At 35.3% G+C, this 13,644-nt stretch carries 15 protein-coding genes; 5 read left to right on the top strand and 10 right to left on the bottom strand.

Annotation, left to right across the window (positions count from 1 at the left end; genetic code table 11):
- Window positions 1-269 precede the first annotated feature (269 nt).
- Genes flgJ through flgB form a run of 9 tightly spaced genes read right to left on the bottom strand, consistent with a single transcriptional unit; the run spans window position 270 to window position 7,492 of the window.
- A complete protein-coding gene (gene flgJ, locus A9G25_RS00855) occupies window positions 270-1,298 on the bottom strand; it encodes a flagellar assembly peptidoglycan hydrolase FlgJ (protein ID WP_065625335.1) in 1,029 nt (342 codons plus the stop codon).
- A 10-nt stretch (window positions 1,299-1,308) separates the two neighbouring features.
- Window positions 1,309-2,418, bottom strand: a complete 1,110-nt coding sequence (locus A9G25_RS00850; protein ID WP_065625334.1) for a flagellar basal body P-ring protein FlgI — start codon at window positions 2,416-2,418, stop codon at window positions 1,309-1,311.
- 11 nt (window positions 2,419-2,429) lie between these two features.
- Window positions 2,430-3,107, bottom strand: a complete 678-nt coding sequence (locus tag A9G25_RS00845; protein ID WP_255306979.1) for a flagellar basal body L-ring protein FlgH — start codon at window positions 3,105-3,107, stop codon at window positions 2,430-2,432.
- 22 nt (window positions 3,108-3,129) lie between these two features.
- The gene (gene flgG, locus A9G25_RS00840) at window positions 3,130-3,912 is read right to left on the bottom strand and encodes a flagellar basal-body rod protein FlgG (protein WP_065590612.1); all 783 of its coding nucleotides are present in this window, start codon (window positions 3,910-3,912) and stop codon (window positions 3,130-3,132) included.
- 29 nt (window positions 3,913-3,941) lie between these two features.
- A complete protein-coding gene (locus A9G25_RS00835) occupies window positions 3,942-4,697 on the bottom strand; it encodes a flagellar basal body rod protein FlgF (RefSeq protein ID WP_065625332.1) in 756 nt (251 codons plus the stop codon).
- Window positions 4,698-4,711: 14 nt separating this feature from the next.
- Window positions 4,712-5,923, bottom strand: coding sequence for a flagellar hook protein FlgE (gene flgE, locus A9G25_RS00830; protein ID WP_065625331.1), 1,212 nt, complete (start codon window positions 5,921-5,923; stop codon window positions 4,712-4,714).
- 16 nt (window positions 5,924-5,939) lie between these two features.
- The gene (locus A9G25_RS00825) at window positions 5,940-6,659 is read right to left on the bottom strand and encodes a flagellar hook assembly protein FlgD (RefSeq protein WP_065625330.1); all 720 of its coding nucleotides are present in this window, start codon (window positions 6,657-6,659) and stop codon (window positions 5,940-5,942) included.
- A gap of 12 nt (window positions 6,660-6,671) precedes the next feature.
- The gene (flgC, locus tag A9G25_RS00820) at window positions 6,672-7,079 is read right to left on the bottom strand and encodes a flagellar basal body rod protein FlgC (RefSeq protein ID WP_034909448.1); all 408 of its coding nucleotides are present in this window, start codon (window positions 7,077-7,079) and stop codon (window positions 6,672-6,674) included.
- Window positions 7,080-7,081: 2 nt separating this feature from the next.
- Window positions 7,082-7,492, bottom strand: a complete 411-nt coding sequence (flgB, locus tag A9G25_RS00815) for a flagellar basal body rod protein FlgB (RefSeq protein WP_065625329.1) — start codon at window positions 7,490-7,492, stop codon at window positions 7,082-7,084.
- A gap of 151 nt (window positions 7,493-7,643) precedes the next feature.
- On the opposite strand from flgB, the gene flgA reads away from it, so the two are divergent.
- The 5 genes from flgA (at window position 7,644) to flhA (ending at window position 12,515) form a co-directional block, all read left to right on the top strand.
- On the top strand, window positions 7,644-8,303 hold the full coding sequence (gene flgA, locus A9G25_RS00810; RefSeq protein ID WP_065625328.1) for a flagellar basal body P-ring formation chaperone FlgA: 660 nt from the start codon (window positions 7,644-7,646) through the stop codon (window positions 8,301-8,303).
- Between the two features lie 78 nt (window positions 8,304-8,381).
- Entirely contained in the window at window positions 8,382-8,675 is a 294-nt protein-coding gene (flgM, locus tag A9G25_RS00805; RefSeq protein WP_034909437.1) for a flagellar biosynthesis anti-sigma factor FlgM, read from the top strand.
- A gap of 28 nt (window positions 8,676-8,703) precedes the next feature.
- Entirely contained in the window at window positions 8,704-9,138 is a 435-nt protein-coding gene (locus A9G25_RS00800; protein ID WP_065625327.1) for a flagella synthesis protein FlgN, read from the top strand.
- A 141-nt stretch (window positions 9,139-9,279) separates the two neighbouring features.
- A complete protein-coding gene (gene flhB, locus A9G25_RS00795; protein ID WP_065625326.1) occupies window positions 9,280-10,410 on the top strand; it encodes a flagellar biosynthesis protein FlhB in 1,131 nt (376 codons plus the stop codon).
- Between the two features lie 17 nt (window positions 10,411-10,427).
- Window positions 10,428-12,515 (top strand): flagellar biosynthesis protein FlhA, encoded by a 2,088-nt coding sequence (gene flhA / locus A9G25_RS00790; protein WP_065625325.1) that lies wholly within the window; start codon window positions 10,428-10,430, stop codon window positions 12,513-12,515.
- 162 nt (window positions 12,516-12,677) lie between these two features.
- Here flhA and A9G25_RS00785 read toward each other — a convergent pair whose 3' ends face one another.
- Complete coding sequence (locus tag A9G25_RS00785) at window positions 12,678-13,643, bottom strand: hypothetical protein (protein ID WP_065625324.1); 966 nt, start codon at window positions 13,641-13,643, stop codon at window positions 12,678-12,680.
- Between the last annotated feature and the right edge of the window lies 1 nt (window position 13,644).

The raw sequence follows: 13,644 nt of genomic DNA, 5'->3' as shown, positions 1-13,644 counted from the left end.
CTATTCATCCCACTCAAAGGAGGTTTACCACCTCCTTTTTTATTTTAACTAAAAAGTTTCAAAAACAATGTCATTATGCAATATAAACCATCAGTTTAAGCGAGTGACGCTTAATTATAAAAAATTCAATAAAATCAATACCCTACCTGAACGTTTTTTTATTGATTGATTTCTTATTTAATTCATAATTATTTGTTTTTAAAATTAATTTTATAATATTTTTACTAACAAAGTATTGAGCATTGTATTCAAACCGAGTAATTCTATTATTAATTAAATGCAATTTTCCTAAATCCTGATACAGTTGTTAACTGATTATTTTTTGCAATTTTTTCAATACGACCAATGATTTGAATAAGCTTATCACTATAATTTGGATCAGTTGCGTAATGTGCAGCTTGTAATTCTTTAGCAGCTGTTCTGGCATCAGGGGCTTTAATAACTGCATGATAACGGGGACTTTTAGTTAATAAATTGAGGTAGTCGGTTAATGCATGATGTTTACTATTATAGACTCTAAAATTATCTTCAATTTTCATCATTTTATTATTAACAAATTCATGTGTGGTTAAACGAGTTGAATTGCCATTCCATGACGATGTTGCTTTGACACCAAAGTAATTGTGGCTTGATTGATTATTAGCGGTTTTAATTTGCTTTTGCCCCCACCCAGTCTCTAGTGCTGCTTGCGCAATAATAACCTCATACGGAATACCAGATTTTTTAGCAGCTTGCCTAGCTGGCTCTAGCCATTCCATAACAAATTTTGTGACATAATCTTCGTTTACATTATCCAGTTGTGTTTTTGATATTGCTTCGTTATGTTTAATTTCAACTGCTTTGTTAGCATTATGGTTACGATATAGTATTTGCCCTAGTGCTTCAGGCGATAAATTAGGTGATGCATTACTAAATAAGGATTGAGCTAATTGGAGATTTTGCTGAGTATTATTGTTTGTATTAGATTGTAGGTTAACATTAATTGATGGTGAAACTTTATTAGTTAACTGTTTAATAAGCATATCTGCTAATCCAAACCCTTTACCCGCTGCTTGCTGTGTAATTTGTTGGTCAAACATCGAAGTAAATAGTTGTGAAGCAGACTGACTAAATAAACCACTTTCAGGTACAGCCTTTCGCATACTTTTCATCATCATATTAATAAATAATGACTCAAACTGCTGAGCAACTTGCTTGATACCTTCAGCAGAACCATTAACTACATTTCGCTTTAATTGATTAATATCCGAAAAATCATAAGCGAAGTGATTCAAAGATTGTCCAATTTTATTATTCATAAAGTCTTTTTTAGATGGTTTCTAAGGAAGCATGTAAACAACCAGCTGTTTTTAGCGCTTCAAGTATTGACATTAATTCTGTAGGATTAGCACCTAATACATTTAGCGAATTAATAACATGATTTAAATCAGCACTAGAGGATATATTGTGTAAAGCACCTCCTTCTTGCGCAACGCTAACTTGATTATCTGGTGTAACGGTTGTTGTGCCGCCTGCTAATGGGGTATTTGGTTGACTTACCTTTAATTTGTTATTTACCACAACAGATAAATTACCATGTGCAACCGCACAATTATCTAATTTAACCTTTTGGTTCATAACTACAACACCGGTTCTAGTATTTATAACGACTTTTGCTGAAACTGGCGTAGCGCTAATTTCAAGATTTTGAATTCGTGAAAGTAGTTGTACTCGTGCTGTACTTTCTTTTGGCATATATAAAGCAATCGTTGTACCATCTAACGCTACTGCTGTATTTTTTTGTAACCTATTAATTGCATCAGATATTTTCAAGGCTCGAGTAAAATCAAATTGATTAAGATGTAAATGGATAACATTTTGTTCGTCTAAACGGGTTGCAAGCTCTCGTTCTATGGTTGCACCATTAGGTATGGTTGCCCCTGCAGTTTGGTTCACACTTACACTGCTACCTTTACTACTTGCACCCATCCCACCCACAAAAAGGTTACCTTGCGCAATAGCATATACTTGATTATCGACACCTTTTAGTGGTGTCATAATCAATGTACCTCCACGCAAGCTTTTTGCATTACCGAGCGAGGATACCACCACATCAATTTGTTGTCCTACTCGAGAATAAGAAGGTAATTTAGCCGTAACCATAACAGCTGCAACATTTTTTAATTGCATATTGCTTCCAGACGGTACGGTAATACCTAATTGAGATAACATGTTGGTAATACTTTGAATGGTAAAAGGTGTTTGTGATGTTTGATCGCCTGTACCATCAAGACCGACAACAATACCATATCCAACCAAGGCATTTTCTCTTACACCTTGAATGGTGACTAAATCGCGGATACGTTCAGCATGGCTCGCTGGTATCACTAATACCATCATAAAGACAAAATAAACAAAAATACGCAATTTTTTTAACATAATGATACTCGTTAAAAAGGGGAAAGATTTAAAAATAGGCGCTGTAGCCAACCCATCGTTTGGACTTCATCAATGTATCCATTACCAACATACTCAATTCGAGCATCAGCAACTTGCGTTGAGATAACTGTGTTATTTCCACTAATTGTTCTTGGATTAACTACCCCAAAAAAACGGATAAACTCGGTACCTTGATTAATCGCAATCTGTTTTTCACCAATCACTTTTAGATTACCATTGATCATGACATCTTGAACCGTGACGGTGATTGTGCCACTAAAGGTATTTTTAGCGTTAGCACCGCCTGATCCCTTAAAATCATTATTTCCAGACATTTCAGTATTAGCTTTACCTCGACCGACTAACCCATCAAGAAATTTAGGTATCGTTTTTACCCCTAGATCCACCGAACCATTTCGTCCTGCATTAATCGATGAACTTTTACTAGCACTCACATTTTCTTGTAAAACAATGGTTAATACATCGCCAACATTACGCGGGCGACGATCTTCAAACATTGGTTGGTAACCATAGCTATTAGGCTGAGCAGCTTGATAAATTGAACCTGTTGTATTTACATTGTCTGGCAATTTGGGGACAACACTTGTTTCACCTTCAACTAAAGGCTTTTTAGGCAATTGTGCACAGCCACTGATAAAAAATGCTATTAAAATATAAAAATATCTCATTACCTTTAGCATATTGTTAACTTTACAGTTGATTTAAACGTTGTAGCATTTGATCAGAGGTTGATATCGCTTTGCTATTAATTTCGTAAGCACGTTGAACTTGAATCATATTCACTAGTTCTTCAGCAACATTAACATTAGACGTTTCGGTATAGCCTTGATATAAAAGCCCTGCGCCGTTTAGCCCTGGCGTATTTTCCGTTGGCGCACCTGAACTTTCAGTTTCTAAGTAAAGATTTTCCCCCATACTTTCAAGTCCAGCATCATTAATGAAAGTATGTAAAGTTAGTTGCCCAACTTGGACCTGTGTTGATTGATTAGCTAATGTCACATTTACTACACCATCGCGCGCTACCGTCATTTTGATTGCATTGGATGGAATACTAATTGTTGGTTGAATTTCGTATCCTGCTGCAGTCACCAATTGACCATTTTGATTGACTTGAAAAGCACCGCTACGAGTATAAGCTTGTGTACCATCGGGTAATAAAACTTGGAAAAAACCTTGCCCATTAATAGCAATATCACTGCTGTTATCGGTTGCCTCTAAATTACCTTGGCTATGAATTCGTTCTGTCGCAACTGGACGAACTCCTGTACCAATCTGTAGCCCAGAAGGTAATGTTGTTTGCTCAGATGATTGTGCTCCTGGTTGGCGAACAGTTTGGTATAATAAGTCTTCAAACACCGCTCTTTGCTTTTTAAAACCATTGGTACTAACATTGGCTAAATTATTGGAAATAATATCCATATTCATTTGTTGTGCCGTTAAGCCTGTTTTGGCAATCCATAATGATTTAATCATTGTTATTCCTGTCTAATGTATTGATAAATTTAAGTTAGAGATAAAATTTGGTTTGCTTTTTGTGCATTTTCATCAGCAGTAATAATTTCTTTCATCTGCATTTCAAACTGGCGAGCATGACTAATTAAATCAACCATAGCCGTAACAGGGTTCACATTACTCCCTTCTAATACACCTGACATAAGCTTAGCTTTTGGATTGTCTGGCATATTCTCACCACGTTCATTACGTGTTTCTTCCGTTAGTCGAAAAAAACCATCATCACCACGTATAATTTCATTATGCTCAAGATGGACTTTCTTTATTTTACCTACTTGAGCAATGGTCGTGGGTTTATCACCTGCACCCAATGCGGAAAGTGTTCCATCACTACTAATACTGATTTGAGATCGTTGAGGCACAGTCAAAACACCGTTATCACCAATTAATGGATTACCTTGTATGTTAAGAGTACCATTTTCGTCAATTTGAATTGCACCATTTCGCGTATAAACTTCGCTACCATCGGCTAATTGTACTGCTAACCAGTGATCCTCAGTTAAAGCAACATCCAAGTTTCGACCAGTGTAATTAAATGCCCCCATCGTTGAATCAAAAGTGGGAGTTGTTGCTGTTACCATGGTTCGTGTAGGTGTATCATTCCCCACAACAGGAACTGCTTTCATCGTCGTTAACTGTGCACGAAACCCCACTGTGGATACATTAGCTAAGTTATTAGTAGTAATTGATTGCCGATTTAATGTCTGGCTAGCTGCTGACATTGCTGTATAAATAACACGATCCATAAATAACCTTTAAATTAACGCAAATTGACTAATGTATTTAGAATTTGATCCTGCGTTTTAATTGTTTGTGAATTAGACTGGTAATTGCGCTGAGCAACAATCATATTCACTAATTCCTGACTCATATCAACATTTGACGACTCTAGTGCACCGCTCGCTAACGAACCAAATGTACCAGAATTTGCTCTGCCCAATACCTCGCCTCCAGAATTAATGGTTGATCGCCAGTTATTGTTTCCAGCAGGCTCTAGCCCATTAACATTGGAAAAATCAGCCATAGCTATCTGACCTAATAACATTGTTTGTTGGTTAGAATAGACACCATAAATAGAACCATCATCATTAATGCTATACCCAACCAAATCTCCAGGAGCATATCCATTCACTACTGGGTTTTTAATACTACCCAATTCTTTACCCATATTTTGTTGAGAACTTTTGGCTAATGATAAAGTAAAGCTATTATCAGCAGATCCATTTATCCCATTAATATCAATAGTCATTTCGGGATCACTAATCAATTTACCAGAAGAATCAAATTCCATTTTCCCCGCTTTTTGTAAATTTGCATTAGGATCACTGCTATCAAGATAATGAACATCCCATTGGTTATCATCAGTTTTAACATAAAAGAGCTGAATATTGCGTTGATTACCAAGCGAGTCATAAGTAGTAATAGTCGTAGAATAATTAAATGTATCCGCATCAAGTGCATTGACTGGTTGCTTGGCTGGAACTTTACTATTAGAGTTTAAGTTGGTTTGCAAAGTAGCCTTTGTTGTCGCTGTGGCATTTAACATTTCTTGTGAAATTTTTAATGGGCCAGGTGCTGCACCTTGTTGCACTTTGGGCGGTGTTCCTGTTGCAAGATATCCCGTTAACTGAAGACCATCAGCAGAAACAATATTTCGCTCAGCATCTAACTGAAATTGCCCATTACGAGTATAGAAAACTTGACCACTGCTATCCACTAAACGAAAAAAACCATTACCCGAGATAGCAACATCTAAACTGTTGTTGGTTGTTGTAGCTGTTCCATCATTAAAATTTTGCATAATCGCAGCCACTTTAACCCCCATACCAACTTTTGAGCCGGCATAAATATCAGCAAATGAGATACTAGCACTCTTAAATCCTACTGTTGCTGAATTGGCAATATTATTCCCAATGACATCTAATTGCTTTGATGCAGCATTCATACCACTCACTGCTTGAGAAAATCCCATATGAACTTTATCTCCCTTAAAGAATTTGACGTACTTCGTCAATACTAATTGAACCAAGTATTCCTAAATCAAGTAATACTTTATTATTAACTTTACTATTGATAACACCATATACCACTGAATAAGATAATGATGTTGATGATACTTTTTGCCCGTCATAACTTGCGTTAACTGAAAAAGTATAACTACCATCTAATGCAGTCGTCCCATCATTTAGCACACCATCCCAAGTGAAAGAACTAACGCCTGCTGGAATTGCGCCTAAATCAACTTCACGAACTACATTGCCATTTTCATCTTGAATAGTAATAATTACTGAGTCAGCTTCATGTACCAGCTCAAAACCAAATGGCGTGGTAACGGTTTCTTCTTTTGAGTCTGAACTTTCAGATTCTGAGGTTGCTACTAAAATTTTATTGCCAGGAACCATCACTCCCTTGCCAATCATATTACTGGCATTGACTGATAAACTATCATCAATCTGACCAGAAACCATTCCTAACGTTGTATTAAGACGTTCTATACCTGCTAAAGTATTGATTTGAGCCAGCTGCGATGTTAGCTGGCTATTATCCATTGGGTTAGTTGGATCTTGGTTCTTCATTTGTGCAATTAATAACGTTAAGAAATTATCTTGTAATTCTTTACTTGAGTTACCATCAGATGCAGTTTTCTGTGTCGTTTGAGGTTTTGTTATCCCCGATGATTCTGAAACAAGAACATTAGCTATACCCATCAACCACTCCTTTTATTGCCCTAATGCCAGTGTTTTTAACATTAAATTTTTGGCGGTATTAATTACTTCTATATTTGCTTGATAACTTCGTGATGCTGAAATGGTATTAACCATTTCGGCAACCACATCGACATTAGGTTTCTGAATATATCCTTTAGCATCAGCCAATGGATGATTAGGTTCATAAACCAAATTCATTGGTGAAGGATCTTCAATAACTTGCGACACTTTAACCCCTGCAATTGGGTTAAGTTCACCATTATCATCCACTTGAAAAATAACCTGCTTAGCTCGATAAGCTTTGCCTGAAGTACTGGTAATACTGTCTGCGTTAGCTAAATTACTAGCACTTACATTCATTCGTTGTGTTTGTGCCAATAATGCCGAGCCTGAAATTGCAAAAATAGAAAAACTCATCATGATTATCCTTGCTGTAATACCGCCATAATATTTTTAAATTTTTCACCTAAAAACGTTAAATTACTTTGGTAGTGAATACTATTATCAATAAAAGCTGTACGTTCTTGATCCATCTCGACCGTATTACCATCTGCCGCAGCCTGATAAGGTATACGATAAAGTACATCATGATTTGCCATGATTGGTGCTTTTATCTGAATATGATGATTTGAAGTGATATTAAGCCCAACATTATTAATCTTATTCTGATTGTTAAGTGCTTTGCTTAACTCAGCATTAAAATCAATATCTCGAGCCTGATAGTTAGGCGTATCGCTATTTGCAATATTTGCAGCTAATATATTTTGTCGTATTTCACGTATATTTAATGCTTGCTGATGAAAATTAACCCATGTATCTAATTTATCAAACATAAAATCATCTCATTTTTTTGATAATTAGAATTTTAAGCGAATAAAAAAAAAGTTATTGCGCAAATAACGATAAAAATTGCCCTTATTTCAAGATTCATTTCTTGCAATCATAAAGTAAAATCAGCTTATGAATAATTTAGAATAAATAAGCATGACTAAAATCGCAAAATTGATACTCGCTATTTTTATACTATTTAGTTGGAATAATGTTTTAGCAAATTCGCTTGATAAACAGATTAACAATTTAATATCAGAGCAATTCGGTCATAAAGCGGACGACATTTTAATTACTTATCTTACTGCTAAACCGCAATTAAATTGTAATACTCCAACACTCTCTTTATTAAATAAAAAAAAACAGTGGGGCAACATGACCATCAGTGCCCAATGCAATAATAAAAAAAAATTTATCCAGATTAATGTTGCTGTCAAAGGGAACTATATTGTAGCTAAACAAGCAATAAGTGCAGGGACAGAAATCAACGAAGATTATATACAGATACAATCAGGTTGGTTGGATAAACTACCTTCGACTGTTATTTTGAATGAAATTGACGCAATTAATCATATAGCTTTACGAAATATCAATTTGGGTGAACCTATAAAAACAACAATGCTTCAAAAAAATTGGCAGGTGAAAGCAGGACAAATAATTAAAGTAATAATAAATGGAGAAGGTTATGAGATAACAACTAATGGCAAAACACTTAACAATGCTATATTAAACGATAAAATAAAAGTTAAACTAAATTCTGATAAAATTGTTGAAGGCACGTTAACTCACCAAGGTGTAATAATTTTCAATAAATAATATTAATGATTTTTTTATTATTGCCGATAATAAAATTATACAAATCACTTAAATCTTAAATTTGATTAAAGGTATTTTATGACTATAGATGCAACTAAATCCGTTACAGCCATAACAGGGCTAGTAAGCCGCGATGTAATTAACGAACAACAAAATACTCACAATGCATCTGTACAAACTAAAAACAGTACTAATGTAAGTACTAACGTGAGTATAAATCAAAATTCAATACACCTTTTACATTCAACCAACAAAGATATCGATGTAGAAAAAATTGAAAAAATAAAACAGTCCATATCCAACGGAACATTGGTTATTGATACACATAAAATTGCAGATAAATTAATTAAACAATTACTAGAAGATTTTTAAAAATAAAACAGAATTATAAGGATAAAAAATGTTAGCACTTAATGACATCCTAAATAAAATAGCTGAGATGTTACAAACAATTTCAGAAATTCTACAATCAGAGCAAAAAATATTAATTGAAAATAGTTCAACAAACCAGTTAAGTGAAACTATTAACAAAAAAAGCCAATTACTGATTCAACTAAAGCTACTGGATGAAGAACGCATAAAATTAAGTGAACAATTTAATATTCAACCACCCTATAAAGAAAATCCTACAATCGAAGCTCTTTGGCTATCAATTACTGATACAACAAAATTATTAGCAGATATAAATCGTGATAATGGGCTAATCATTCAAAAGCGCATGAATCTAACCCAGCAATCAATCAACTATCTTAAAAGTATAAAAAGCCCCGCTGTTTATACTAATAGTGGCTATCAACAAACTGAAATTATTTCGTCGAAACGAGCCAAAGTTTAAAAAATTAATATTTATTGACGGTAAACGCCATAAATACCCCCTAAAATGCCCTCTTATTAAGCCAACAACCCAGTAGTAATTAGTTCATACTGTTAGTATTGTAAATTTTTATTAAACTATAGCGTTTTATATAACTTCATCATGGCTGACGATAGTGATCTAGATAAAAGCGAACACCCCACCGATAGCAAAATAAAAAAAGCTAGAGAAAAAGGGCAGATCCCTCGTTCTCGTGAATTAACTTCGTTATTAATTTTGTTAATAGGTATTATTTTATTTGGATTGATGGGATCACACTTAGTTAACCAGTTAACTACGATCATTAAAACAGCAATGAAGTTTTCGTATAAAATAGAGGATGATAAATTAATCGTCTTCAATTTAGTTAACTTATTAACCGATGGTTTTTTGGCAATTGTACCCATTTTTTTTGGCCTAGTTATCGTTGCTATATTTGCACCACTTTGTGTTGGCGGTTTACTTTTTAGCCTGCAATCAATTAAGCCTAATTTTCAAAAACTAAATCCGATATCTGGATTTGGTAGAATATTTAGTATTAGAGTTTTTTCTGAATTACTAAAAAGCATACTTAAAGTTATTTTTATTTCTATAGCTTCAACATTGTTTGTAATGCACCATTTTCCCCACATGCTTTCGTTACCCAATATGCATTTAAATAGCGCATTAACTAAAGCAATACAGCTAGTGATTCTTTGTGGAATTTTTAGTGTTATATCTTTAATACCCATGGTTGGTTTTGATATTTTCTATCAAATATGGAGTAATTTAAAGAAACTGAAAATGTCAAAACAAGAAATTAAAGATGAATTTAAAGAACAAGAGGGAAACCCACAAATCAAAGGGCGTATTCGTCAAATGCAACAAACTATTGCTAGACGCCGTATGATGAAAGATGTACCTAAAGCCAATGTGATTATTACTAACCCAACGCATTATGCCGTCGCTCTGCAATATGATGAAAAAACAATGATTGCTCCAAAATTATTAGCGAAAGGAACAAATAAAATTGCGTTACGCATCAAAGAAATTGCTAATAAACATAATATCCCCCAGTTAGAAGCGCCACCGCTTGCCCGTGCTTTATACCGTCATGGTGAAATAGGCGAAACAATACCAACCGAATTATATACCGCGGTGGCCCAAATTTTAGCGTGGGTTTATCAATTGAAACATTGGTATAAATATGGTGGCGATAAACCAATAGCGCCAAATAATTTACCCATACCTGAGTCATTATCCGTAAATAAATAAAGGTAATAACTAGCCTTATGATTAAATCTAAACTACTTAATTTATTATCAACCAATACATTAAAAAATGGGCATTATCAAATCTTAGCTGGACCATTGCTAATTTTATTGATCCTTTCGATGATGGTATTACCACTACCTGCATTTATTTTGGATCTGTTTTTTACTTTTAATATTACATTATCAATTATCATCTTGATAGTAGCATTGTTTACTAAAAGAGTACTTGATTTTGCAGCATTCCCGACCGTTTTATTATTTGCAACTTTATTAAGATTATCGTTAAACGTTGCTTCTACGCGGGTCGTTTTATTAAAAGGACATACCGGTAGTGCTGCTGCGGGGCGGGTTATTGAGGCTTTTGGACACTTTTTGGTTGGTGGTAATTTTGCTATTGGTATTGTGGTATTTATTATTCTGGTCATTATCAACTTTATGGTCATCACCAAAGGAGCAGGTAGAATAGCTGAAGTGGGCGCACGCTTTGCGTTAGATGGCATGCCCGGAAAACAAATGGCTATTGACGCCGATCTGAATGCGGGTTTAATTGGTGAAGATGAAGCTAAAGCCCGTCGAGCTGAAGTTTCTCAAGAAGCCGATTTTTATGGTTCAATGGATGGTGCCAGTAAATTTGTACGCGGTGATGCGATTGCGGGATTATTAATAATGGGCATAACCATTATTGGGGGGTTATTAGTTGGAGTTGTTCAACACGGTATGGCTTTTTCTGATGCTAGCGAAACCTATGTTTTACTAACTATTGGTGATGGTTTGGTAGCACAAATACCATCACTCATTATTTCAACCGCAGCCGGCGTTATTGTTACTCGAGTCACATCACAAGATAACATCAGTGATCAAATGATTACACAGCTTTTTAATAATCCACAAGTATTGATCTTAACAGCTGTCGTTATTGGTTTACTTGGACTAATTCCGGGTATGCCAAATTTAGTTTTTCTACTCTTTACTGTTATTTTATCAATCATATCTTGGTGGCTAACTAAACAGAAAAAGACAGAACAAAAAGTGGCACCCAAACAAGCTAATGTACAGGCAACCACACCAGCTAATATAGAAGCAACATGGTCAGATGTTAATATTGAAGATATATTGGCAATGGAAGTTGGTTATGGATTAATTCCCATGGTAGATCAAACTCAAAATGGTGAGTTGTTAGGGCGAATTCGTAGTTTACGCAAAAAATTTGCTCAAACACTGGGTTTTTTACCACCTCAAGTTCATATAAGAGACAATCTTTCATTAGCGCCTTATCAATATAAGATATTTATAAAAGGTGGTGAAATTGGCAAAGGTGAAATTGTTAATAATAAATGGTTAGCGATCAATCCCGGTAATGTAACTGAAACCATTGAGGGCATTCCAACAACCGAACCTGCCTTTGGATTACCAGCGATATGGATAGATGAAAGCAATAAAGAAAATGCACAAATATTGGGGTATACCGTTGTTGATACAAGCACCATGATTGCTACTCATTTTAATCATTTATTACAGCAATTTGCTAGCGACTTATTAGGACGCTTAGAAACTCAAGAACTGCTCGACAGAATAAAACAAGATATGCCGAAATTAGTGGAGGACTTTATTCCTGGTGTTGTTACACTAACCACATTTCATAAAATATTGCAAAACTTGATCGCCGAAAAAGTGTCAATCCGTGATATGCGTACCATTATTGAAACCATCTGTGAGTACGCCCCAACCCAAAATGATGCTTATCAGCTACTAAGTATGGTAAGAATTGCTTTAGGAAGAGTCATCACACAACAATGGTTTCCTGGATCTGAGCCAATCAATGTAATAGGGTTAAATATCAATTTAGAACGTTTGTTATTACAAGCGCTCCAAAATACTAGCAATGTTGAACCAGGGCTAGCCGAACACATTATCGAGCAAATTAAACAAGCCATTCATCAACAAGAAGCTATCGGTGCACCACCAGTGTTATTAGTGAACCATGCATTAAGACCTATGCTTTCACAATTTTTAAGGCCTAACTTTCCTCAATTAGTGGTATTGTCAAATTTAGAAATCACCGATAATCGAGAGATAAAAATGAGCACGCAAATTGGCGCAGAATAGTTACTTTATAATACTAATAATGAAGTGTTTCAGTTAATAAAAACTAGAAACACTCATTTCTAAACCGCCTATACGGCGGTAAACAATTTTATGATAGTTAAAGTATCAAAATAGGTGTTTCTAAATATTGGCCTCGGCGACCTAATGACTAAGAAATAAGAACTAAGGTTTAAGGTTTGAGACGCAAATAAAACGTTCCAAGGAGTTCACGTCGGGCCAACCGATACTGCCATAAGTCGCGCTGACAATATCCCTTTTGTCAATGTTCGAAGTACGCATCGACCAGTACGGCAGGGCACGAAACGCGGTATTGTCGTATCTCATGCAGCCCCACTCGGAAAAAAAGCCTGCATCAATATAACGCGTGTAACTATTATATTTACTATATTTACCTCTATTATTTCCGTTTGATTCGATGCTCGCATTAGTTAAATCCTTGTTCCTTGGCATCTCGTAGCCTGCTCGATTACACAAGCCTGCAGTATATCCAGAATATTTGAACGTTCTCTGCAGGTCGACGAACCACTGCTTCAACACAAATCCATATTTTACTACCTCATCACCAGTACCAATATGTCTACCCACTAACTCAAACGTCTGTGGTAACCTTGGCTTAGGTATTTTGTCAATTTTCCAAAAACTATGCCTACGGCCTGCATATGGACCTATTAACGTAACACGGGCGACAACTTTTCCCCTATCTTCAGAAGGAATCGAGTGATCATTAGCTACAACATTTGTCACTGTTGCAGTAATTCCCTCATGCGTGACTGGTTCCCATGTCAAGTCTCTCACATCTATTCCTGTTATAAGTAAATCAAAATATAAACCATTCCCACCTGTAGTTGGAAAATTTAGGCCGTAAAATGATGGATTTGTTGACTGAACAAAGAAGCCCTTCTTAGGATGCCACATGCCAGCTGGGCCTGCATATCTGCTCAGGCCATAAAGTAGATTTGGCCTTACATAATTGATAACTGCCGACGGTAATTCTGGAAATATTGAAGGTAAAATTATTGCATCACTACGATTACCCGCTCGAACCTTTTTGCCATTTGCCTGTACATTCCATGAAGAAGATAATAACAGTGCTAATACTAGCAAAACTGTTTTAGGTGATTTGAACAAT

It is taken from the genome of Gilliamella sp. Bif1-4 (assembly GCF_001690535.1).
Classification (GTDB): Bacteria; Pseudomonadota; Gammaproteobacteria; order Enterobacterales; family Orbaceae; genus Gilliamella; species Gilliamella bombi.
This window is presented reverse-complemented; position numbering and strand designations above follow the sequence as displayed.